The following is a 22,800-nucleotide window of genomic DNA, read 5'->3' on the forward strand; positions in this document are numbered from 1 at the left end:
TGTCGGCCGACGGGTTGCACCCGCCCCGAGAGGGGCGAAAGATGATGATTCGATAGAGGGAGTCCTGGAGAGGGTGAGATTCGCGTGACTGGGCCACCTCTGCTGTCACTACGCGGAATCTCCAAGCGATTCGGTGCCGTCCAAGCCCTCCAGGATGTCGATCTGGAGCTCCGCAGAGGCGAGGTTGTCGCCCTTTTGGGCGACAACGGTGCCGGCAAGTCCACCCTCATCAAGGTCATCGCGGGTGTCGACCCCGCCGACAAGGGCGTCATCGAGTGGGAGGGCCAGGTCGTCCACATCAGGACCCCTCGGATCGCTCAGCGCCTGGGCATCGCGACCGTGTACCAGAACCTGGCGCTGTGCGACTACCTCGATGTCGCCGAAAACCTCTTCCTCGGACGGGAGCGGCGGTGCCCCGGCGCCCGGGGCCGCCTGTTCCGGTTGATGGACAAGGACGGCATGCGCGGGGAGGCTCGACAGCAGCTCGACGCACTGGGCATCCGTGTTCCCGACCTGCGCGCTCCGGTCGCTTCGCTGTCGGCGGGCCAGCGGCAGACCGTGGCGATCTCCCGCGCGCTTCTCGGCCGGCCGAAGGTGGTCCTCCTCGATGAGCCCACCGCGGCGCTGGGCGTTTCTCAGGCCGGTCATGTCCTCGATCTCGTCGACAAGCTCCGCGAACAGGACGTCGGGGTGATTCTCATCAGCCACAACCTGGGAGACGTCAAGGCTGTGGCGGACGAGGCGGCGGTGCTGCGGCTGGGCCGCAACAACGGCCTCTTCCATGTGCCGACCACACCGCAGGAAAGGATCTTCTCCTCCATCGTCGGCGCCACGAGCAACAACTGACCGTGGCCGCCAGGCCTCCGCGTGCCACGTGACGTGGATGCCTCACCCGCCGGCAATCGCCCTCCGAGTCCGCTACGGCGCGCTCGACCTGGACCTCGCCGGCACGGTGAACGTGGCCCTTGCGGCCGACTACGACACCGACGAGATCCTCGGCGGCCACGCACCTGCTCCCGCAAGGACGTTGTGCCCCTGGACGGCCGCCGAAACGTCACCGGTCGAGATCCTGGTACTCCTTCGCGGGCACACCGATGTCCGAGAAGACCTCCCATGCCTGCCGCCTCATCAGTTCGGCGGCAGCACCGTCGGTCATCCGGTGGGCGCGCGCGAGCGCCATGAGCGTGCGGGCCTCGCCGAGTCGGTGGCCGGTCTCGCGGTGCACGGCCAGGGCCTCCTGGCCCAGCTCGACGGCTGTGGCGTGTGCTCCCTCGGACTCCGCTGTTTCGGACAGTGCGGTCAGGGCCTGGCCCTCCACCACACGGAAGGAGTGGTCGCGTGCCAGGCGCAGTGCCTGTTCGGAATGGGTGCGGGCCTCGCCGTGACGGCCCAGTTGCCTGTGGGTGAGGGAGAGGCTCACGAGGCTGTCCGCCTCGGCGCGCTTGAATCTCGCCTCGCGGGCCAGGGTGAGAGCCTGCTCGTCAGCCTGGAGAGCTTGTTCCGGATGTGCCAGTTTGCGGTGGGCGGCGGCCACCGTGTTGAGGATGCCGGACTGAATCCATAGGCGTCCTGTGTGTCTGACCGTGGCGAAGGCATGCCCGGCCAGTATCAGCGCGTCGCCCTGGCGGCCGAGCTCGATATTGATCTTCGCGATGGCGTCGAGCATCATCGCGCGGCCGGGGCGATAAGGGGCCCTCTTGCCGGCGGCCACCGCGGGGCCGAGGACGTCAAGGCCGTCAGCGAGACGGCCGAGTTCCCAGTAGACCCAGCCCAGAATCTGCAGGGCTCCGTTCTTGTTCGACCAGGCGAGCTCTTCCTCGGCGTTGATGATGCATTCGAGGTGATCGGCAGCCTCGTGCAGCCGGCCCAGATCCCGGCAGGTCATGGCAAGGCCGACCACCCCGAACCCGTCGAAGTAGCGGTTACCGGCTGCCCGGAAGCCGCGCAGGCCGGCGGTGAAATGCTCGTGCGCACTGTCGAGGCGCGCCATGCTCCATTCCACGAAACCTCTGACGCCGAGGCCGGCTGCCTCCCCCGTCGCCCAACCGAGCTGCCGGCTGATGTCGAGTACGCGTGCGCCGTGATCCATCGCCTGCCTGCCATGCCCCCGGTCCCACTTGATCACTCCGAGGCTCATGTGCATGGCTGCCTGGCCGAACAGGTCGCCTTCGGCCGTGGCCGCGTCCAGCGCCGTCTCCGCCGTGGTCTGCCACGTAGCCCGTGGCAGGTGGTGCCAGAAATGACCGAACAGTGCGTCGGCCAGGTGCCAGGCGACGGGGCGGGGGCCGTGGTGGGCGGCATGGTTGATGGCGGCGAGCAGGTTCGCCACCTCCGCCTCCAACCACCGGTCGGATCCGGGGACCGAGTGCCTGTCCGGGTACCCGCCGGGGCGGAGGTCGGGGGGCAGCTCCGGGAAGAACCAGGTTCCCGCGGCCCGGCGAGTGGCGTTCAGGTACCAGATCATGAGCCGCTCCGACGCGGCGTCGCGCTCCACGGCCGTCTCCTCGATCAGCGCCCGCTCCTGCGCATACTCGCGAAGCAGATCATGGAACCGGTAACGCCCCACCGTCACCGGTTCGATCAGGTGGGCAGCGGCCAGCGCACCGAGCAGACGCCGGGCCTGCGACAGCGGTGCGTCCAGCAGGGCCGCCGCGACCTCGGCGGTGAACTCCGCCCCCGGGCACAGGCCGAGCAGGCGGAACAGCCGGCGCGCGCCTGGTACCAGATCCCGGTACGACACCGAAAAGGCCGTATGCAGGGGCGAGTTGGCCTCGCCTTCCGGCTCCAGCGCCTGCAGCCTGTTGCCCTCGGTCATCTCGGCGACCAGGTCGGCCGCCCGCAGGCCCGGATCGCCCGCCAGCCTGGCGGCGGCCACACGCAGCGCCAGCGGAAGGCTGCCGCACAGCCGGATCAGTTCGCCGACCGCACGCTCGTCGGCGGCCACCCGGTCCGCGCCGAGGGTTCGGCTCAGCAGCGCGCGGGCCTCGTCCGACTTGAGGAGGTTCAGTGGCAGGGCATGGGCACCGTCGTGGGCGACGAGGTCGCCGAGGCGGTTGCGGCTGGTGACGACGACACAGCAGGTCGGGCTGGACGGCAGCAGCGGACGTACCTGCTCGGCCGAGGCCGCGTTGTCCAGCAGGACCAGAATGCGCCGGTCGGCCATCAGGGTCCGGAACAAGCGGCCCTGGGCCTCGTGGTGCGAGGGGATCTCCGACGCCGTGAACCCCAGGCTGCGCAGCAGCAGTTCAAGGGCCTCGCCAGGCCGGAGGGGCTGCCGGTCGTGGTCGAAGCCGTGCAGGTTGACGTAGAGCTGGCCGTCCGGGAAGCGGTCGCGGACCTGATGTGCCCAGTGCACGGCCAGCGCGGTCTTGCCGATGCCGGCGGCGCCGCCGATGGCGGAGATGACCACGGTGTTCGCAGCCCCCCGGTCCTGCACGGGCGGAAGCAGGGCGTGGAGCCGCGCGAGTTCGCCGGTGCGGCCGACGAAGCCCGGTGCGTCGTGCGGAAGTTCGGCGGGCACGGGGCTCTCGCGCGGCTTGGCGGGCCTGGGCGGGTAAGGAGCCGGCGGGCGTAGGAGGAAGGCGTCGTCCTGGTGCAGCACCGCCTCGTGCACCCGGCGCAGTTCCTCGCCGGGATCGGTTCCGAGCTCGTCGCGCAGCCGTACGCGTATGTCCTCGTAGGCCTTGAGCGCTTCCGCCTGACGTCCGCAGCCGTACAGAGCCCGCAGGCGCAGGGACATCAGTGCTTCGTCGTAGCGGTCAGCCGCCGACGACGCCGACAGCCCACCGAGGTCGTGGAGGGCCTCGGCGAACCGGCCCAGCAGGAGCATGCACTTGAGCCGCTCCAGCCGGAGCGTCCGCCGGCGCTCCTCCAGCCGCTGCCGCTCTTCCTGGGCGAACGGTCCCGGCAGGTTGGCGAGGGGCTCGCCCCGGAACAACTCGACGGCCGCCGACAACTGCCCCGCTGCCGTGACCAGATCGCCCGACGCGACGGTGCGCAGCGCCTCATCGCTCCGCACGTCCAGATCCGCCGTGTCGAGCCGGATCCCCTCGACGACGAAGCGGTACCAGCCCTTGCCGCTGCGGATCACCGACTCCGCGGGCCGGGTGCCTTCCGGATCAAGGGCCCTGCGTAACGAGTTGACGTGCGTCGGCAGCACCTTGCGGCCGCCTGCGGGCGGCTCCGGCCCCCACACCGCGTCGAGCAGCCGCTCATGACTGACCACGGCCCCTTGGCGCAGCAGCAGCGCGGCCAGTACGGCCTGTCGCTTCAACGGGCCCAGTTTCAGGGGCGTTCCGCCCCGCCAGGCCCGTAACGGCCCAAGCACCTCGAATCGAAGCAGCTCAGGAGATCCCCCGTCCACCGCGAAGCCTCCGCTCCCGTAGGTCATCGAAAATTCACCAGTATTGCAGCACCCCCGGTCATGGTGATGGAGACGACATCGCACAACCCGCACAACCACAGGGGGACCGAGTGATCGAAGTGGAACTGGTGGCCACCGCGTTGGCCACAGGGGCGGCGCCCGGACTCCCCGGCACCTCACTCGGAGTGATCGACGACCTGCACGCCACGCTGAGAGAGGCAGTCCGCCGACGGTTGGGCGGTGGCGGGAACGGCGTGCCGGGCGGCTATGGCATACGGGTGCTGGACGCGTACGAGACGGACCCCGACGTGTGGTGGACCCGTCTGCTCCAGGTTCTGACGGCCTCCGGAACGGACATGGACGAGGAGATCCTCACGGCGGCCCGCAACGTGCTCCGCGCGGACCGCCGGACAGGGCACATCACCGTGGACGCCGTCGGCTCCTGACGCGGGTTTCAGCAGGGCCGTCTTGACTGTGGAGAGGCTTGGCGGTTGTGGGAGCGTGCAGTGTCGCTGCGGGCCAAGGCGCTTCTAAGGCTGCCGCAGGAACCCCCTCTCCATGGCCACCACCACCGCCCTCGTCCGGTCGTTCACATCGAGCTTGGCGAACAGGCGCAGCAGATGCGTCTTCACGGTGGCCTCGGCGATCACGAGGCGTCTGCCGATCTCGGCGTTGGTGAGGCCGTCGGCCACCGCGTTGAGGACGTCGGTCTCACGGTCGGTCAACGGGTCCTGGACGGGACGCCGCATCCGCGCCACGAGCTTCTCGGCGACCCGGGGAGCGAGCACCGTCTCGCCGCGTGCCGCCGCGTGGATGGCGTCGACGAGCTGCTCGCGGGTGGTGTCCTTGAGCAGGTAGCCGATGGCACCGGCCTCCACCCCGCGTTCGATGTCCGTGTCGGTGTCGTACGTCGTCAGGATCAGCACCCGGGTACGCGGATACCGGGCGACGATCTCGGTCGTCGTGGCCACCCCGTCGAGCACGGGCATCCGCAGATCGACCAGGGCGACATCGGGGTCGTACCGCTCGACGAGTTCGAGCGCCGCGCGCCCGTCGCCCGCCTCGCCGACGATCTCGATGCTGTCCTCGGCCGCGAGCAGGGCGACCACTCCGGCCCGCATCACGGTGTGATCGTCCACCACGACGATGCGCAGACCTCGTCCGCTCATGTCTCCACCTCACTCGCCGGCGGGATCGTCGCCAGGATCCGGGTACCGTCGCCCACCGAACTCGTCACCGTGAGCCTCCCGCCCAGCTCCGCCAGTCGCTTGCGCATGCCGTCGAGCCCGAAGCCGGTCGACTCCCCCGCCACGAACCCGCTGCCGTCGTCGGTGATCTCCAGCTCCACTCCGTAGGGACGCCGGACCAGCACCACGCCCACCGTGGACGCGCGGGCGTGTTTGCGCACGTTGGCCAGGGACTCCTGGGTGCAGCGCAGCAGCGCGATCCGGGTCTGCTGGTCGCACTCCAGGTCGGCCAGGTCGGCGTCCACGGCGAGCCCGGTGTCCTCCGCGAAGCGGTCCAGGGTACGGCGCAGCGTCTGCGCCACCGTACCGGCCGCCGCCCGGCCCGGACCCGGCTGCCTCGCCGAACCCACCAACTCCCGGGCCTCGGCGAGGTTTTCCCGGGCGGTGGACTCGATCGACCGCAGTTGCCGGGCACTGCGCGCCGGGTCGTCGGACAGGCCCGCCCGTGCCGCCTCCGCGAGGACGATGATCGAAGCGAAGCCCTGGGCGAGCGTGTCGTGGATGTCCCGTGCGATGCGTTCCCGTTCGTCCGCCGCGCCCTGCCGCTGGTGAGCCTCGGACAGCTGCGCCTCCGTCCGCTCCAACTCCTCGATCAGCCGCGCCCGTTCGCTGCTCTGCGCGACGACCGAGTGCGCCCACAGGCCGATCAGCACCCCCACCGCGACCACGATCAGGGTGGACACCAGCGTCTCGCCGAAGAACTCCGCCGACCAGCCCTGCCGGACCAGGGCCCCGGTCAGCGTGACACCGGTGGCCGCTGCCGACGGCACTGCCGGCCGCCAGGCACAGCACCACGAACACGAGCCAGCCGACGACGGCCCGCCAGGGGTGCCGGGCACTCCAACGCGCCATGCGAACAGTGAGTGATTTCATGCCCAAAAGCCTTGCTGCCCTGGGTAGTTGACAGACAGAGGCGCCCGGTTGAACTTCGCGTCCACCGATCGGTGGACGCAGACCGGGAAAGGCTCCCGCGAGCCGGGCCCCTCGCACAGCAGCGCTCTTCGGGGAACCGCAGGCTGAGGGCCTGCCGACGTGGATCACCGCCATGCTCGGCGCCGAACACCCTCAAGCTCGTGCCCGGGCCGGTCAGGCAGCAGCTGCGGCCGTGCCAGAACAGGAGACAGCCGCCCCCGACGATCAACCATCCGGTACGAATCCGGCACGCGACAACTGATCACGATGGACAGCAAAAGGGCCCGGGTCTCTGACCTGAAGTGGTCGTTCCGGTCGGATCGCGCCACTGTTGGCCGTGGTTGCCCGCCCTTGCGGGCACGCTGTGGGCGCGCCGCCGCCGACCGCCTCCGGGCGGAGGCTCGGATGAGGCTGGTGCCGACCCGATCCCCGTCGTTTCCCGGACTGACCGGGACGCCGTCGCGAACGCACACGGCGCAGGGGTCCGATCCCATCGATGAGGTGTGGTGGGAGGGGAACGCAGTGGTGCTGCGCCCCCCTGTTCACCCGGATCGTCCCGCGGAGGTCAGCCGACGGTCCACTTCTGGCTTGTGGCGCCCGTGCCCGTCAGTTGGACGACCTGTGCTCCGGTCGTCGTCGAGCTGTCCAGCACGCCGAGGTGCAGATCGCTGTTGACGTTGACCAGCATGAAGACCTTGCCCGTGTAGCTGCCGACCAGGTCGAAGAAGAACTGCTGATTGGTGCCGCCGTTGCAGGTCCACTGGATGAGCTGGCGGTTCTCCGCGGTGGACTTGCTGGGGACGTCCAGGCACAGTCCGCTGTTGACGTTCGTGAGCGTGTAGATGTTGTCCGAGACCTTGGTCGCGGTCCACTGCTGGTCGGTCCCGCCGGTGGAGGACGTCTGAACGATCTTGGCGTTGGTCGCGGTGGAGGCGCCGGACACGTCCAGGAGCATCGAGCTGTTGGCGTTGGTCAGCGTGTGCGCCGCCGCGCTCGGCACGCCCGAGTTCGGCGTCCACGTCCCCGCCGAGACGTCCAGCGACCAGGTCGGGTACTGGCCCACGTTCACCACCGTGCCGCTGATGGTCATGGGCAGCCAGACGAGCTTGGACGCGCCCAGGTCGGAGGTGTTCCAGCGGTCGCCCGCGTAGACGAACGTGGTGCCGGAGGTGCCGGCCACGGTGATGATGTTGGCGGTCTGGCTGCCGTACGTATGGGTGCCCGGGGCAGCGAAGTTCCTGAACGAGGACCAAGTCCCGCTGAGGGAGGTGGTGGTGGCGTAGACGTTGTCGTTCAGGCTCCAGCCGGTCAGGTGTGAAGCCAGCAGGTAGTAGACGCCGTTGCTCTTGATCATGGCAGGCGCCTCGTAGCTGGAGCTGCCGGAGCCGCCCAGGATGGCCACCGTGCTCACCACGGACAGGTAGTCGTCGGAGAGCAGGTCGATGCGCAGGCCGTAGGAACGGTCCTCTGTCATCAGGTACGCGGTGCCGTCGTCGTCCTGGAAGAGGCCGATGTCACGGCTGAGGTGGCCCAGCGGCTGGGAGCTGCCCTGGTAGGTGTAGGTGCCGCAGGGCGTGTCGCTGGTGGCGACGCCGACCTTGGCCTCGGAGTAGCTGGTGCTGTCGATGTGCAGGTACATCACGTACTTGCCGGTCGACGAGTTGTAGATCACCTTCGGCCGCTCCACCACCCGCGACGGGCCGAGGTCTCCGCTGCTCTGCACGGACAGCGCGTCGCCGACGAAGGTCCAGTTCGCCAGGTCGGTCGAGCTGTAGCAGGTGATGGCCTGGAAGGACGTGTCGGACGAGGTCTCGCCCGTCTTGTCCTCGCCGAAGCCGTACCAGGTGCCACCGACCTTGATGATGCCCATGCCGTGCAGCTGCAGGGTGTTGCCACTGGTGTCGGTCCGCGCGGCGCCGGTCGTGAAGGTCACGGTGGTGGCGGCCCGGGCGAGCGGTGCGGGTATCAGGAGCGCCGCGACACCTGCGAGCAGGGTCAGGAGCGAGAGGGCGCCACTGCGCCACGGACGTCCGCCGTGGCTGGGGGACATTCCCTTGAACATCTTTCTTCACCTCTTCGTCGAGGTTCCCGGTGCACTGTCCCTGCTCGGGCGGGTACGGCGAATCGCCGTCCGGGATCCCGGGTGGGGGGACGGATGGTGTCGGGTACGGGGAAGCCGGGTACGGCGGGCCGGGTGCGGTGTCCGGCTGTCGGGGAGACGAATGGCGCATCCGCCGCATGGCGGGTTAATGACAGCCCGCGTCAGAAAGCCTGTCAAGGGTGCGGGTTTGGATTTTGTTCATTCGCGACTGATTCGCCGCGCGAGGCACGGTGGCCGGAGACGTCCGATGGGATTTGTGCCGGATGCATGACTGGATCACTGGAGATCCACGGGCGCAGATGATCGACCATGGTCTTTCATGTCTCCTTCTGCGAGGAGTCCGATTCACTTGTATTGGTGGAGTTTTACCCTGTACTGACCCATGGTCAAGATCGAAATATCGGGTCGAAGTGGTTGACCAGTCCAACGAGAAGGGCGTAGAACATCCTCTGCATATCGGACAGCGTTCATTCCTGGTTGTTTTTGTTTGAGAAGTGGCAACCTCCGCACTCGCCAACCTTCAGGGGCAGTTCGTCAGTAACCGGAACTTGATCGTGCGGCGGCCCTCAGCGCCGCAGTCCACGCCGGGCCGGCATGTGCCGCCCCCGCCCGTGCAGTTCGCTCGACGAAGAGGTGCACACTCCATGGAAGCCTTCGGATCCGAAGACCCGCGCAACCGCCCGCACGCACCCGGAAGCTCCGGGGGGTTGTCCCGAAGAGGGATCCTGAAGGGGGCTGCGGTCACGGCGGGGGGTGCGATCCTGGGCCTCGGCACCGGGCCCGCGGCCCGGGCAGCCGACTCGTCGATCACGGCAACCTCGCCGGACGGCAGGAACAAGATCTCGATGTCCCTGGTCGGCGGGATGCTCAACTGGTCGGTCAGGCGCAGCGGCACGACGGTCCTCGACACCTCGGTGCTGGGCCTGAAACTGAGCGACGGCACCGAACTGGGCACCGCCGACGTCTCGGTGACCAAGTACCAGCACTGGACCAAGGACAGCACCTGGACCCCGGTCTTCGGCCGCAACGCGACCGTCCGCGACCACTACCAGGAGATGCGCTGGAACCTCCAGGACAGCACCAGCGGCGTCGGCTTCGCCGTCCAACTGCGCGCCTACGACACCGGCGTCGCGCTGCGCTACGTCCTGTTGGACACCGGCAGCGCCATCATCTCCGACGAGCTGACCACCTGGGTCTTCCCCGACAGCACCACGGTCTACAGCGCCCGGGACGAGGCCGCCTACAGCGCCATCGCGCCGGACGCCATCCCGTACACCGGCACCTCCAGCACCGACTACGGCTACCTGAGCGACCTGCCACTGCTGGTCACCCTGGACAGCGGACTGTTCGCCACCATCTGCGAGTCCTCCCGGGTCGACTACCCGCGGTCGATGATCAGTTCGGTCACCGGTGAGAGCAGCACGCTCAAGACGTACCTGATGACGAAGCCCGCCCGCTCCTCCGGCACGGCGCAGACCACTTCGACCGTCACCACGCCGTTCACCACGCCGTGGCGTGTGCTGGTGCTCGGCGACGAGGCCGGCGATCTGATCGACAACGCCGAACTCGTGCTCAACCTGGCCCCGGCCTGCGCTCTGTCGGACACCTCCTGGATCAAGCCGGGCAAGGTGTTCCGCTGCGAGCTGACCACCGCCGCCGGGACCGCCGGCGTGGACTTCGCCGTCGCCCGCAACCTGGACTACATCGAGTACGACGCCGGCTGGTACGGCCCGGAGTTCACCACGACCGACGCCACCGCCGCGATATCCGCCATCGACCTGCCCACGGTGATCGACTACGCCACGGCCAACGGCGTCGGTGTCTTTCTGTACGTCAACCGCATCGCCCTGACCGACCCGGACACCCTGTTCGGCCTCTACAAGAGCTGGGGCGTGGCAGGCATCAAGCTCGGCTTCATCAACGACGGCACCCAGACCATGACCAACCAGATCATCACCTGGGCCAAGACCGCGGCCAAGTACGAACTGCTGATCGACATGCACGACGACGTCCGGCCGTGGGGCTACGAGCGCACGTACCCCAACTGGATCAGCTTGGAGGGCGTCCGGGGCAACGAGCAGTTCCCGACCGCCACGAACAACATCCTGCTGCCCTTCGCCCGCAACGTCGGCGGCCCCATGGACTACACCGTCTGCTACGGCCAGTCGCGCGACCAGACCACCAACAACCACCAGATGGCCATGGCCGCCGTCTACTACCAGCCGCTGAACTTCCTCTACTGGTACTCCAAGCCGTCCGCCTACGCCACCACCGCCAACTGGCCCGGCCTGGGCTGGTTCGACGCCATCCCCACCACCTGGGACGAGAGCACCACGGTCGCGGCCTCCCTCGGCGAGTACGTCGCCGTGGCCCGCCGCAGCGGCACCACATGGTTCCTCGGCGCGATGAACAACGAGGATGCTCGAACGGTGTCGGTCCCGCTGGACTTCCTCGACAGCGGCACGTCCTACACGGCCACCGTCTACGCCGACGGCACGGCGGGCAGCACCCCGCACGCGACTCCCACGGTCGTCAGCACCCAGACGGTCACCTCCGGCACCACGCTCAGCGTGGCCATGACGAGCGCGGGCGGACAGTCGGTGATCCTGACCCCGGCAAGCTGGAGCGGGTGACGAGAATCGAACTCGCGCTCTCAGCTTGGGAAGCGACGGCGCCTGACTGACGCCTACGGCTCTGACCTGTACGTATCCGCCCCTCCGGTGGTGATCGTGAGGGCTGTGAGACGCCTCTGTCGACCGTTGTTTCCCGCTCCTATGGGCACGCGGAGGGCACGGGCCACGGGAAGTCGGAAGTTCCGTGCTGCCAGAAGGCCATGTGCGCGGGACCGCTCCGACGACCTCGCGCGCGGCAGGCCCTGAGTCCGGCCCGAGCCTCATCTCCGGCGTACCACCGCCGACCGCCGGCACTCCGCAGCACACGCGGTCGTCTCGTCAACACCCGGTAACCGCCCGTAATAGGCAGTGTGAGCGTCACGTGACTCCCCGCCCCGGGCTCCTCTGAGGGACCTGCTGACCAGGTAAGTCACTCAGTGGGCCGATGTCTTCTCTCCGCCGGGTGCCGGTGGCGCGGCGGCCAGGACCGGGGATGGGATCGCTGTTCCTACCCTTGCGATTGGCGATCTGATCGTGCTTCTCCGCAACGGTGCAGCGGATCTTGCGCTTGCACAGCGGTACGCGTGGTGTCCGCGGCCGGCGCCCCCGCCTTCCGGGTGCGCGCCGCCCGCGAAGGCACGAGGCCCGCGTGACCGGTTGGCAGGGCCGAGACGGCTGAGCGGGCGTCGGATGGCTGCCGTCGTCCTTTCGGCCGGGGCCCGGGGGTCGCAACCGGCCGCCTGGCCGAGGTGGCGGTGGCGGGCGGCGAAGGAAGCTCAGGGGCGAACAGCCGGTAGGGTCCGGCCGTCGCGGGAATCGAAGGAGCACCCCATGAAGAAGCGCATCGTCCTCGCAGTGGCCGCGGCTGCCGTAGTGGCCGCAGGCGTGGTGACGGCATGGAACGTGTTCGACAACTCCTCGGTCGCCACCGCAAGCGGAGCCGATCACACGGTGCCGCGCGCGGAGGTCGAGAAGCTCGCCAAGGAGAACTACGCCATCCCCTTCGTCCAGGACGGCCCGCAGTCCGTGAGCTGCCCGAGCGGGCTGCCCGCGAAGATGGACTACACCGTGCGGTGCACCGCCGTCTTCAAGGGCAAGAGCAGCACGATGCTGATCTCCGTGACCGGAGTGCACGGCGACCGGGTGAGCTTCGACTACGGCCTGGAGAAGTAGAGGTCAGCGGTCGCCGACCACGCCGATGCGCCAGGCCCAGGCGGCGATCTCCACACGGTTCCGCAGCCCCAACTTGGCCTGGATGCTCGCCAGATGGGACTTGACGGTGGAGAGCGAGACGACCAGCTCGGCGCAGATCTCCTGATTGGTCCGCCCGTCGGCCACCAGCCGGGTCACATCCAGCTCCCGTTCCGTCAGCGGCCCGGAGGACACCGGGCCGCCCGCGGCGAGCCGCTGCTCACCGATCCGCTTGAGCAGCCGTACGGTCACGGCGGGAGAGATCAGCGCATCGCCGCGGGCCGCCGCGCGTACTGCCTCCACCAGCAGTCCGGGGCCCGCGTCCTTCAGCAGGAACCCGCAGGCGCCGTTGCTCAGCGCGCCGTAGACGTAGTCGTCCTGGTCGAAGGTGGTCACGACCACCACACGCAGCGGGTCGACGGCTTTCGGGCCCGCGAGCAGCCGGGTCACCTCCAGTCCGTCGAGTTTCGGCATCCGGATGTCGACGAGGCATACGTCGGGGCGCACCCGCCGGGCCAGGTGCACGCACTCCGCGCCGTCGGCCGCCTCGCCCACGACCTCGATGCCGGGCTGGGTCTCCAGGATCAGCCGGAAGCCCGTGCGCACCATGTCCTGGTCGTCGGCGATCAGGACGCGGATCGCCGAACCGCTGCCGCTGCCGCTGGCGTTGCTCATGCGGGCGATCCTGTCACAGCACCGCGCAGCGGGAACTCCGCCGTCAGCCGCCAGCCGCCGTCCTCGGCCCGGCTCGCGTGCAGCGTGCCGCCGACGGCCTCCGTGCGTTCGGTCAGCCCGACGAGGCCCAGGCCGCCGCGCCCGCCGAGGGGTTCGGCGTGCGGCGCCACCTGCCGGAGCGGCGGTGCGTTGTGCACCTCGACCCGCAGCCGCCGGTCGGCCGCGTCCGCGCCACCCTCGCCCTCTTGCCCCGACAGAGCGACCCGCACGGAGACGGACGGCGAACCGGCCGCGTGGCGGCGCACGTTCGTCAGCGCCTCGCGCACCACGTTCCGTACGGAGGTCTCCACCTCGGGGGCGGGCCGCGCGTGCCGGACCTCGGCGGCGACCTGGAGGGTGGCGGGGACGTCGTCGCGCTCGGAGAACCTGGCGACCAGCTCGCCCAGTTCGGCGTAGAGCTCCCCCGGCCGTACCGCTCGTACATCGTCCTCGCGCAGCACGCGCACCAGCTTGCGCATCGACTCCAGGGTCTCGGACCCGGCCTGCTCGATACCGCGCAGCAGCGGGTCCACCTGCTCGGGCGCGATCTCGCGGATCGTACGGGCGGCCTGTGCCTGGACGACGATGCCGGTGACGTGGTGGGCGACGAAGTCGTGGAGCTCGCGGGCGAGTTCGAGGCGTTCGCTGTGGCGCGTGGCGGCAACGGCGCGGCTTCTGCGGTCGTCGAGGCTGCGCAGGTAGGAGCCGAGGGCGACGGCACCGCCGGTGAGGAAGATCAGGGCGAAGGAGAAGTAGACGTTGCCGCTCCCGGCCAACCGCATCGGTGCCGGGATCACGGCGGAGGCGATGGCCGTGGCCAGTGCGGCGGCCAGCCATGGCTGCGGGGTCTCCCGCGAGGCGCGGACCAGCAGGAGCAGCAGGCACAGCGTCTCCAGCAGACCCCAGTCGGCGAACGTCGAGGTCAAGGACGTGAAGAAGGCCAGGGTCACCGTCCAGGAGACGAGTACGGCGGCTCCGGCGCCCCAGGCCGACGCGCGATGCCGGTCCGGCAGCAGCAGCGCCACGACCGCGACCAGGCCCGGGGCCAGCCGCCACCACACGCCTGGGCCTTCGAGTCCGGACGTGGCGGCGACGCCGGCCACGTCGACCGCCCACAACAGCGCCATGACCACCGCGAGCGCGGTGAAGGCCGTACGGGGCAGCCGGGGAGTCAGGGCGTGATCGTCCATGTCTCGCACGTCGTTTCGCACATCCCGCAGCGTAAGGGCGGCTCCCGTCGGGCGGCCTCGGCCGAAAGGACGACGCGGCGGCCGCGAACCGGTCGCCCGGCCGAGGCCACGGGCCGTGCTGGAGGCGGAAGTTGTAGGACATGAACCTCACCTCCTCTGCGCCGCCCGTGTTGTGCGGCATCGGGCTGTCCAAGTCCTTCGGATCCACCCGTGCCCTCGACGGCGTCGACATCGCCGTGCGGGCGGGCGAGTCGCTGGCCGTGATGGGCCCTTCGGGGTCCGGCAAGTCGACGTTGCTGCACTGCCTCGCGAACATCGAGCGCCCCGACGGCGGCCAGGTGCTGCTGAACGGCGAGCGCATCGACGGGATGGGCGAGCCGGAGCGCAGCGAAGTGCGCCGTACCCGCTTCGGATTCGTCTTCCAGTTCGGGCAGTTGCTGCCCGAACTGCCGGCCGTGGAGAACGTGGCGCTGCCGCTGATGCTCGGCGGCACCTCGCGCCGCGAGGCGGAGCGGCGGGCCCGCGCGTGGTTCGCGCCGCTTGGCCTGGAGGGCAAGGAGGACAGCCGCCCCGGCCAGTTGTCCGGCGGGCAGGCCCAACGGGTCGCCCTGGCACGGGCGTTGGTGACGGGCGCCCAGGTCGTCTTCGCCGACGAGCCGACGGGCGCGCTCGACCAGGCGACGGGGCAGGAGGTGATCCGGATGCTGACGGAGGTCACCAGGAAGCAGCACGCGGCGCTGGTCGTGGTCACCCACGACGAGTCGGTGGCCCGCTGGTGCGACCGTACGGCGCACGTCCGGGACGGACGGGTCGTGGACGAGACGACCGCGGCAGGCGCGGTCCGGGCCACGGCGGACCCCGTCCAGGCCACGGCGCATGCCGGAGGCGTGCGATGAGGGCGCTGGACCGCACCACCTGGACGCTGACCTGGCGGCTGCTGCGGGGCGGCGGCAGGCACGGCCGCCTCGGCGCCGGACTGTCCGTCGCCGCCTCGGCGATCTGCACCACTCTGCTGCTCCTGTGCATCGGCGCAAACCTCGGCATCGGCGCACGCGCCGCGCACGCGGACTGGCGTACGCCCGTCAAGGCCGTCCTCTCGCGCGCGGTGGCCGTCGAGGCGGTGGGCACCACCTTCGTCGACGGTGAGCCCGTGACCGTCGTCGATGTCGCCGCGCTGCCGGGCCGCGGCGGCGAAGCGCCCGCGCTCCCCGGTGTACCGCGCTTCCCCCGGCCGGGCGAGGTGTGGACCTCGCCCGCGCTCGGCGAACTGCCCGGCAGGCACACCACCGGCACGCTCGGCCGCGCCGCGCTGGTCAGGCCGGGCGAGAAGGTGGCCGTCGTCGGGCACCGCGCCGACGACCCGGCGATGACGGCGCAGCGCGGCACCGACCCACGCCGCCCGGGAGACATCGTCACGCCCACACCCGTCGCCGATTTCACGGGCAGGCGCACCGCCGACGGCCTCGGCGCGCAGTACCAGGCCCTGTTGAAGATCGCCTCGGTCCTGCTGGTCGTACCGCTGCTCGTACTCGGCGCCTCCTCGGCCCGTCTGTCCGTCTCACGCCGCGACACCCGGCTGGCCACGCTGCGGCTGCTGGGCGCCGCGCCGGGCCGGATCGCGGGGCTGGCGGTGGCCGAGGCGGCGCTGACCGGGGCGGCGGGGGCGGTCGCGGGCGCGCTGGGCTATGCGGTGCTGTTCCCGCTCGCGGCCAAGGCCCCACTGGAGGGCGGCAGTTCGTACGTCTCTGACCTGTGGGTGGGCACGTCCGTACTGCTCGCCGTGCTCGCCGGCGTGGTGCTGACGGTGGCGGCCAGCGCACTGGCCGGGCTGCGGCAGGTGGTCGTGGGCCCGCTCGGGGTCGTACGCCGCTCGCGCACGCCCCGTCTGAAGGCCGTACGCGCGCTGCTGTTCGTCCTCGTCCTCGTCGGCTACTGGTGGCTGTCCAAGGACAGGCCGATGGACATCGACGCGATCGTCTACTGCTGCGCCGCCGTTTTCGCCGCGCTGTCCGTCATCGGCCCCTGGGTGGTCGGCGCGCTCGGCGGCCTCGTCACCGCTCTGGCCCGGCGTTCAGCGACGCTGCTTGCGGGGCGCCGGCTGCTCGACGACCCCAGGTCGGCGTGGCGTTCGGTGTCCGCGCTGACGCTGGCGGCCTTCGTGGCCGGATTCTTCGCGCTGTTCAGCCTCGGCGGCGGTGGTGTGCCGTGGGGCGCCGCGGACCAACTCGCACTGTCCGTACCGAAGGAACGCGTCGCCGCCGTACGACAGGAGGCCGCCGCTCGCCTGGAGCGAGCGGGCATCGAGGCCACGGTCGGCACGGACGACGGCTGGGTCGCCACTGGTACTGGCGAACGCGGCGAGCGCCAGGTCACCGCGGCCGTCGCGGACCCGGACCGACTGGACGCGGCACGCGGCGCGCTCACCGGTCTCGTGCCCGGCCAGTACCCGGTCACCGGCACGGACGTCGACTGGCAGTCCCGGCAGTTCGACCGTGACTTCCACCTCGTGACGCTCGCCGTGCTCGGCGCGAGCTTCGCCATCGCCATCGCCGCCACGGGCATCACGGCCGCGTCCTCCGTCCTGGACCGCCGCCGCACCTACGGCCTGCTCCACCTCGCGGGCACCCCGCTACGCGTCCTGGACGCGGCCCGGCGCACCGAGTCGGTACTCCCCGCCGCCGTACTCGCGGGCGGCGCCCTGCTCACGGGGCTGTTCTGCGCGGCTCCGCTGACCCTCGCGGGGGGCGCCCCGCACTTCGACGGCACCGGCGCCACCCTCCTCGCCGCCTGCCTGACGCTCGGCTTCGCGGGCCTGACAGCCGCGAGCGCGGCGAGCCGCCCGCTGCTGCGCACGGTCGCGAGGGAGGCAGGGCCGAGGCCGGACTGACCTGACCGGCCGGACTGCCCGGACTGGCAGCACAGCGACCGACTCGCACGACATTCACCCGGTATCCACGTAATCCATGCGATCCATGCGATCCATGCGTCATGTCTCGCGCAACACACCCATCCTCCAGGCCCACAAGACCATCCTGTGGTGCGCCTGGCCGGCCTGGCCCGCTTCGAGGACACAGAACCCCGTGTACCTAATGGTCACCTCCCTTACTCAGCGCCTGTGTTCCACAGGTGACGGCCGGAAAACCCCGGCACCCGCCGCGACCCGACCGACCGCGAACGGCGGTACGAACGCGTGAAATCCAAAATCGATCCGCTGACCGTCGCGGCGATGGCGGTCGCGGTGGTCTCCATCTCAGCCACCGCCCCCCTCACCGCCGCCGCCTCCGCCCCACCCCTCGCCATGGCCTTCTGGCGCAACGCCCTGGGCTTCGCCACACTCGGACCATTCCTGCTGATACTGCGCCGCCGCGAGGTGGCACGTATCGCGCGGGGCGAGCGCGGACTTCTGCGCCGGGAGCAATGGCGGCCCCTGGTCTTCGGCTTCCTCGCGGCGACATCGCTCGCCCTCCACCTCGCAGCCTTCATGACGAGCACGCGGATGACCTCGGTCGCCATGTCCACAGCACTCGTGGCCACCCAGCCTGTCTGGCAGGCCCTCATCGCCGCGGGTCAGGGCGTCCGGGCCTCTCGAAGGACCTGGGCGGGTCTGACGCTCGCCGTGGTGGGAGCGGCCGCGGCCGCCGGTCTTGACACAAGGTCCGGCGGCACGGCACTGATGGGCGATCTACTCGCCCTCGCCGGTGCCGTGGCCCAGGCCGGGTACACCGCTCTGAGTCAAAAGGCGCGCACAGATGTAAGTACCCCCGTGTTTTCGACGGTCAGCTCGGTGGTCTGCGGGCTGGAACTCCTCGCCATCTGCCGGCTGGCCGACATCCCACTCACGAGTTTCGACAAATCCACGCAACTGTCGCTGCTCGGGCTGCTCCTCCTGCCTCAGCTTCTGGGACTCGGCTCGCTGAGCTTCGCCCTCGGCAGGACCTCGGCAACGACGATGAGTGTCCTCCTCCTGCTGGAGACTCCGGTGGCCGCGCTCGCCGCGTGGTGGCTGATGGGGCAGAGCATCGAGCCCGCGGCCATGCCCGGGCTCCTGCTGATCATCCTCGGTGCCACGGTCGTAGTGACCAGCGGCGACGGAGAGAAATCAGCACCACAGCATGGCAAACATCGCAGAGAGATACCGCCGTACCCGAGCCACGCCCCCTACACGCCACCACTACCGTCCACGACCGGTGAGTCAACCATCGGTGAGCGGGAACACCACAGGCCGACCCGAGCTTTCGCGGCGGCCTGGCCGACGTCACCAGAATCCCAACCGTTCGGGCACCATGCCAAACGGGACCCCAGAGCGGAATGGGCAGGACTCAGCGGGGACGAGAGTCCGACGATCACGCTCACCTACCACGGCGCAGGAGCGTTCGACACCATGTACCTGGGCAGGCCGGATACGGAGGAAGAGAGGACGAATTTCGACGACCCCACCGAGACATGGCCGGACCATGGTCGGCGGCCGTGATCGCCAAGGGACCACCGGCCATTCTGCGCAGCAGTTCGGCCGATCCGGCCGGCTCCATTCCCGGCTGGCGTACCACGCCCGATCCCTTCTGAGCGGAATTCATGCACCAGAAGGGAGCTGGACGCCGGTCAGGCCGCGGGCGATCAGCGAGCGCAGGAATGCCGGCCAGCCGGCGCCGTCCTCGGCGGTGGCGACATCCAGGCCGAGGATCTCGCGGCCGCCGAACGTCGTATCGCGTCCGTCGCCCAGGTCGACGCTCTCACCGACGCGACCGGGATCCGCCGGCGCTGTCGGCCGTTGTTGTCCGCCCTTACGGGCACGGATCGGGCACGGCTTCGGCCCAGGCGTCAGCGATGTGGAACGTCACCGAGACGGTGGGGGCTCTGGCAGGTCCGCAGCCGGATCGGCTCCGGGGCGCGCGGTTCCAGGTCGACCTCGCCTTCGCGTACGTAGATGACTGCCACTTCCAGGTGACGCCCGACGGGGACGTCGTCCGGGAGTGCGTTGTGCCGTACTTCGGCGCCTTCGGTGCGGGTGTCGGCATGAAGTCCTCCCGCGGCGCCCAGAACGCGGACTTCCGCGCCTACCGCTGACGGCCGGAGCGTGTGCACTGGCTCCGGGGGTATCGGGGCTGACGGGTTCGGCCGTGGAGGTGTCATCGGTGGAGATCCTCGTACGCGTTCTCAGGCACGCCGATCTCCGAGAAAATTTCCCCTGCCTGCCGCCTCATCAGTTCGGCGGCAGCGGGGTCGGTCTTCCGGATGGCGCGGGCGAGGGCCATGAAGGTGCGGGCCTCACCGAGGCGGTGGCCGGTTTCGCGGTGGATCACTATGGCCTCCAGGCCCAATCGCTCAACGGTTGAGGAGTCCGTTCCCTCGGATTCCGCTATGCCGCACAGGGCGGTCAGTGCCTGACCCTCCACGACGCGGAAGGAGCGGTCGCGAGCCAGTGCCAGTGCCTGCTCGGCATAGCTGCGGGCTTCGGCGTTGCGGCCCAGTTGCTTGTGGGTGAGTGAGAGGGCCAGGAGGCTGTCCGCATCGGGGCGTCTGTATTTCGACTCGCGGGCCAGGGCAAGCGCCTGCATGCCCAGTCGAATCGCCTGGTCGAAATGTGCCAGTTCTCGGTGGGCGGCGGCGACCGTGTTGAGGACGCTGGCCTGAATCCAGCGCCGTCCTTTGTCCTTGGCCATGGCAAATGCACGCTCGGCCTGTTCCAACGCCTCTTCATACCGGCCGAGTTCGATATTGATCTTGGCGACGGCGTCGAGCATCATGGCGCGGTCATTGCGGTCTCCGCCCCTCTCTCTGGCCGCCACCTGAGGAACGAGGACGTCAAGTCCGTCGGCCAGGCGGCCGAGTTCCCAGTACACCCAGCCCAGATTCTGCAGCGCCAGACTGTCGTCCCACCAGCTGATCTCCTTGTTCCGACTGATGGCCAGTTCGAGGTGCCCAGAGGCTTCGCGCAGCCGGCCCAGGTCCCGGCAGGTCACACCGAGGACGACCAACCCCAATGCTTCGAGATAGAGATTCCCGGCTTCACGGGCGATCCGCATACCGGCGGTGACATGCTCGTGCGCGCTGTCGAGGCGTGCCATGTTCCATTCCGCCAGGCTTCTGCCGCCGAGAGCCGCTGCCTCACCCGTAGCCCAGCCGAGTTGCCGGCTGATGTCCAGTGCGCGGGAGTGATGCCCCAGCGCTTGCCCGGCTTCCCCGCGGTCCGACCGGATCAGTCCGAGGCTGACGTGCATGGCCGCCTGGCCGAACAGGTCGCCTTCGGCCGTGGCCGCGTCCAACGCCGTCTGCGCAGTGGCCTGCCACGTTGCCCGCGGCAGCCGCAGCCAGAAGTACCCGAACAACGCGTTGACCATGTGCCATGTGACAGGGCGGGGACCATGGCGGCCGGCATGGCTGATGAGGGCCAGCAGGTTCACCCGTTCCGCCTCCAGCCACTGAGAGGCTCCGCTGGAGGACGGCAGACCCGGCCGGCCGCCGTGGGCGAGGTCTTGGGGCACCTCCGGGAAGAACCAGGTTCCCCCGGCGGCGCGAGCGGCGTGCAGGTACCAGATCAGGAGTCGTTCCAGCGCGGCTTCACGGTGCACTGCCGACTCCTCTGCCTGCGCGCACTCATGCGCGTACTCACGAAGGAGATCGTGGAACCGGTACCGGCCCGCCGCCACCGGCTCGATCAGATGCGCTGCGGCCAGCACACCGAGCAGACGGCGGACCTGCGGAAGTAGCGTGTCCAGGAGAGCCGCAGCAGCCTCGGCGGTGAACTCCGGGCCGGGGAACAGGCCGAGCAGCCGGAACAGCCGGCGCGTGTCGGGCGCCAGGGCGCGATACGACACCGAAAAGGCCATACCCAAAGGAGAGTTGGTGTCATCGCCTGGCTCCAGTGCCTCCAGCCTGCTGCCCTCCGCCATATCGGCGACGAGGTCTGCCGTCCGCAGGGCCGGATCGCCCGCGAGCCTGGCGGCGGCCACGCGCAGGGCCAGCGGAAGACTGCCGCACAGCCGGATCAGTGCGTCTACGGCCATGCCGTCGGCGCTGACCCGGTTCGCGCCGAGGGCCTGGCTCAGCAGTGCGTGAGCCTCGTCAGGCTGGAGGAGGTCCAGTGGCAGGGCGTGGGCTCCGTCGCGGGCGACGAGATCGCCGAGGCGGTTGCGGCTGGTGACGACGACGCAGCAGGTCGGGCTGCCGGGCAGCAGCGGTCGTACCTGCTCGGCCGAGGCCGCGTTGTCCAGCAGGACGAGCAGGCGCCGGCGGGCCAGCAGGGTCCGGAACAAGCGGCTCTGGGCCTCGTGGTGTGGGGGGATCTCCGACGCCGCGAGGCCCAGGCCGCGCAGCAGCAGTTCGAGGGCCTCGCCGGGTTCGAGGGGGCTACGGTCGTGGTCGAACCCGTGCAGGTTGACGTAGAGCTGGCCGTCCGGGAAGCGGTCGCGCACCTGGTGTGCCCAGTGCACGGCCAGGGCGGTCTTGCCGATGCCGGCGGCGCCGCCGATGGCGGAGATGACGACGGTGTTCGCCGGGCCTTGCTCATGTACGGGCGGGAGCAGGGCATGGAGCCGGGCGAGTTCGCCGGTGCGACCGACGAACCCCGGGGCGTCGTGGGGTAGTTCGGCGGGCACGATTCTCTCGCGCGGCCTGGAGGGTGCGGGCGGCCCCAGGAGGAAGGCGTCGTCCTGACGCAGCACCGCTTCGTGGACCCGGCGCAGTTCCTCACCGGGATCGGCGCCGAACTCGTCTCGCAGTCGTACGCGCATGTCCTCAAAGGCGTTCAGCGCTTCCGACTGACGGCCGCAGCCGTACAGAGCCCGTATACGCAGAGCTGTCACTGACTCGTCGTAGCGGTCAGCCGTCGAAGACGCCGACACCCCGCCGAGGTCGTCGAGAGCTTCCCCGCAACGGCCCAGCAGAACAAGACACTTGAGCCGCTCCAGCCGGAGTGTCCGCCGGCGCTCCTCCCATCGCCGCCGCTCCTGCTGCGCGAACGGCCCCGGCAGGCCGGCCAGCGGCTCGCCCCGGTACAACTCGATGGCCGCGGACAACTGATCGGCCGCGGTGGCCGGATCGCCCGATGCGACGGTCCGCATCGCCTGGCCGGCCTGCTTCTCCAAATCCGCCGTGTCGAGCCGGACTCCCTCGACGACGCAGCGGTACCAGCCCTTGCCACTGCGGATCAACGACTCCGTGGGTGGGGTGCCTTCCGGATCGAGCGCCCTGCGCAGCGAGTTGACGTGCGTCGGCAGCACCTTGCGACCGCTCGCGGGCGGCTCCGGCCCCCACACCGCGTCGAGCAGCCGCTCATGACTCACCACGGTGCCCTGGCGCAGCAGCAGGGCGGCCAGCACGGCCTGCCGCTTGGCCGGCCCCAGTTCCAGCAGCGTCCCGCCCCGCCATGCCCGTAACGGCCCGAGCACCTCGATCCGGAGCAGCTGAGGAGATCTGCCGTCCACCGAGAGGCCTCCGCTTCCTACGTCATCCAAGTCATCGAAAATTCATC

At 69.9% G+C, this 22,800-nt stretch carries 14 protein-coding genes and 3 pseudogenes; 9 read left to right on the forward strand and 8 right to left on the reverse strand.

What is annotated here, in order from left to right; translation table 11 throughout:
* Window positions 1-84 precede the first annotated feature (84 nt).
* Both SSP29_RS09930 and SSP29_RS59600 read left to right on the forward strand, forming a co-directional pair.
* Window positions 85-846, forward strand: coding sequence for an ATP-binding cassette domain-containing protein (locus tag SSP29_RS09930; protein ID WP_167449890.1), 762 nt, complete (start codon window positions 85-87; stop codon window positions 844-846).
* A 52-nt stretch (window positions 847-898) separates the two neighbouring features.
* Window positions 899-997: pseudogene (locus tag SSP29_RS59600) on the forward strand (VapC toxin family PIN domain ribonuclease); the annotation flags it as partial.
* A 57-nt stretch (window positions 998-1,054) separates the two neighbouring features.
* Here the strand turns inward: SSP29_RS59600 and SSP29_RS09940 are convergent.
* Entirely contained in the window at window positions 1,055-4,273 is a 3,219-nt protein-coding gene (locus tag SSP29_RS09940) for an AfsR/SARP family transcriptional regulator (protein ID WP_245883059.1), read from the reverse strand.
* Between the two features lie 200 nt (window positions 4,274-4,473).
* On the opposite strand from SSP29_RS09940, the gene SSP29_RS09945 reads away from it, so the two are divergent.
* A complete protein-coding gene (locus SSP29_RS09945; protein WP_089100177.1) occupies window positions 4,474-4,809 on the forward strand; it encodes a hypothetical protein in 336 nt (111 codons plus the stop codon).
* Window positions 4,810-4,893: 84 nt separating this feature from the next.
* On the opposite strand, the gene SSP29_RS09950 is transcribed toward SSP29_RS09945, so the two are convergent.
* From SSP29_RS09950 to SSP29_RS09960, 3 genes and pseudogenes are all read right to left on the reverse strand, one after another.
* Entirely contained in the window at window positions 4,894-5,532 is a 639-nt protein-coding gene (locus tag SSP29_RS09950; protein WP_089100178.1) for a response regulator, read from the reverse strand.
* Window positions 5,529-6,365 (reverse strand): annotated as a pseudogene (locus SSP29_RS09955) (sensor histidine kinase); the annotation flags it as partial. The pseudogene SSP29_RS09955 and the gene SSP29_RS09950, both read right to left, overlap by 4 nt.
* Before the next feature lie 722 nt (window positions 6,366-7,087).
* On the reverse strand, window positions 7,088-8,584 hold the full coding sequence (locus tag SSP29_RS09960; RefSeq protein ID WP_089100179.1) for an RICIN domain-containing protein: 1,497 nt from the start codon (window positions 8,582-8,584) through the stop codon (window positions 7,088-7,090).
* A 746-nt stretch (window positions 8,585-9,330) separates the two neighbouring features.
* On the opposite strand from SSP29_RS09960, the gene SSP29_RS09965 reads away from it, so the two are divergent.
* Both SSP29_RS09965 and SSP29_RS09970 read left to right on the forward strand, forming a co-directional pair.
* Window positions 9,331-11,256, forward strand: a complete 1,926-nt coding sequence (locus SSP29_RS09965; RefSeq protein ID WP_245883060.1) for a glycoside hydrolase family 97 protein — start codon at window positions 9,331-9,333, stop codon at window positions 11,254-11,256.
* 810 nt (window positions 11,257-12,066) lie between these two features.
* The gene (locus tag SSP29_RS09970; RefSeq protein ID WP_167449891.1) at window positions 12,067-12,408 is read left to right on the forward strand and encodes a DUF4333 domain-containing protein; all 342 of its coding nucleotides are present in this window, start codon (window positions 12,067-12,069) and stop codon (window positions 12,406-12,408) included.
* A gap of 3 nt (window positions 12,409-12,411) precedes the next feature.
* Here the strand turns inward: SSP29_RS09970 and SSP29_RS09975 are convergent, their stop codons facing one another.
* Both SSP29_RS09975 and SSP29_RS09980 read right to left on the reverse strand, forming a co-directional pair.
* Window positions 12,412-13,101: a response regulator gene (locus SSP29_RS09975; protein ID WP_089100182.1), complete on the reverse strand. Its 690-nt coding sequence runs from the start codon at window positions 13,099-13,101 to the stop codon at window positions 12,412-12,414.
* On the reverse strand, window positions 13,098-14,330 hold the full coding sequence (locus SSP29_RS09980) for a sensor histidine kinase (protein WP_089100183.1): 1,233 nt from the start codon (window positions 14,328-14,330) through the stop codon (window positions 13,098-13,100). The genes SSP29_RS09975 and SSP29_RS09980 overlap by 4 nt, the downstream gene beginning before the upstream one ends.
* Window positions 14,331-14,470: 140 nt before the next feature.
* On the opposite strand from SSP29_RS09980, the gene SSP29_RS09985 reads away from it, so the two are divergent.
* The 3 genes from SSP29_RS09985 (at window position 14,471) to SSP29_RS09995 (ending at window position 18,801) form a co-directional block, all read left to right on the forward strand.
* Window positions 14,471-15,226, forward strand: coding sequence for an ABC transporter ATP-binding protein (locus tag SSP29_RS09985; protein ID WP_089100184.1), 756 nt, complete (start codon window positions 14,471-14,473; stop codon window positions 15,224-15,226).
* A complete protein-coding gene (locus SSP29_RS09990; RefSeq protein ID WP_089100185.1) occupies window positions 15,223-17,217 on the forward strand; it encodes an FtsX-like permease family protein in 1,995 nt (664 codons plus the stop codon). Before SSP29_RS09985 ends, SSP29_RS09990 begins: the two co-directional genes overlap by 4 nt.
* Before the next feature lie 303 nt (window positions 17,218-17,520).
* On the forward strand, window positions 17,521-18,801 hold the full coding sequence (locus SSP29_RS09995; RefSeq protein WP_089100186.1) for a DMT family transporter: 1,281 nt from the start codon (window positions 17,521-17,523) through the stop codon (window positions 18,799-18,801).
* A 114-nt stretch (window positions 18,802-18,915) separates the two neighbouring features.
* Here SSP29_RS09995 and SSP29_RS55255 read toward each other — a convergent pair.
* A pseudogene (locus SSP29_RS55255) lies at window positions 18,916-19,023 on the reverse strand (transposase); the annotation flags it as partial.
* A gap of 131 nt (window positions 19,024-19,154) precedes the next feature.
* Here SSP29_RS55255 and SSP29_RS58385 point away from each other — a divergent pair.
* Window positions 19,155-19,394 carry a hypothetical protein gene (locus tag SSP29_RS58385; protein WP_150133873.1) on the forward strand — a complete coding sequence of 80 codons (240 nt, stop codon included), beginning with the start codon at window positions 19,155-19,157 and terminating at the stop codon, window positions 19,392-19,394.
* Window positions 19,395-19,456: 62 nt separating this feature from the next.
* On the opposite strand, the gene SSP29_RS10005 is transcribed toward SSP29_RS58385, so the two are convergent.
* Window positions 19,457-22,753, reverse strand: coding sequence for an AfsR/SARP family transcriptional regulator (locus tag SSP29_RS10005; RefSeq protein WP_150133874.1), 3,297 nt, complete (start codon window positions 22,751-22,753; stop codon window positions 19,457-19,459).
* Window positions 22,754-22,800: the final 47 nt, after the last annotated feature.

It is taken from the genome of Streptomyces hyaluromycini, from assembly GCF_002217755.1.
GTDB classification, from domain to species: Bacteria; Actinomycetota; Actinomycetes; order Streptomycetales; family Streptomycetaceae; genus Streptomyces; species Streptomyces hyaluromycini.

What these genes read in the sequence shown, in the direction of transcription:
- SSP29_RS09960 (WP_089100179.1), bottom strand. Translation starts at nt 8,584, where the DNA reads ATGTTCAAGGGAATGTCCCCCAGCCACGGCGGACGTCCGTGGCGCAGT.
- SSP29_RS09985 (WP_089100184.1), top strand. Translation starts at nt 14,471, where the DNA reads ATGAACCTCACCTCCTCTGCGCCGCCCGTGTTGTGCGGCATCGGGCTG.
- SSP29_RS09975 (WP_089100182.1), bottom strand. Translation starts at nt 13,101, where the DNA reads ATGAGCAACGCCAGCGGCAGCGGCAGCGGTTCGGCGATCCGCGTCCTG.
- SSP29_RS09980 (WP_089100183.1), bottom strand. Translation starts at nt 14,330, where the DNA reads ATGGACGATCACGCCCTGACTCCCCGGCTGCCCCGTACGGCCTTCACC.
- SSP29_RS09950 (WP_089100178.1), bottom strand. Translation starts at nt 5,532, where the DNA reads ATGAGCGGACGAGGTCTGCGCATCGTCGTGGTGGACGATCACACCGTG.
- SSP29_RS58385 (WP_150133873.1), top strand. Translation starts at nt 19,155, where the DNA reads ATGTGGAACGTCACCGAGACGGTGGGGGCTCTGGCAGGTCCGCAGCCG.
- SSP29_RS09970 (WP_167449891.1), top strand. Translation starts at nt 12,067, where the DNA reads ATGAAGAAGCGCATCGTCCTCGCAGTGGCCGCGGCTGCCGTAGTGGCC.
- SSP29_RS09990 (WP_089100185.1), top strand. Translation starts at nt 15,223, where the DNA reads ATGAGGGCGCTGGACCGCACCACCTGGACGCTGACCTGGCGGCTGCTG.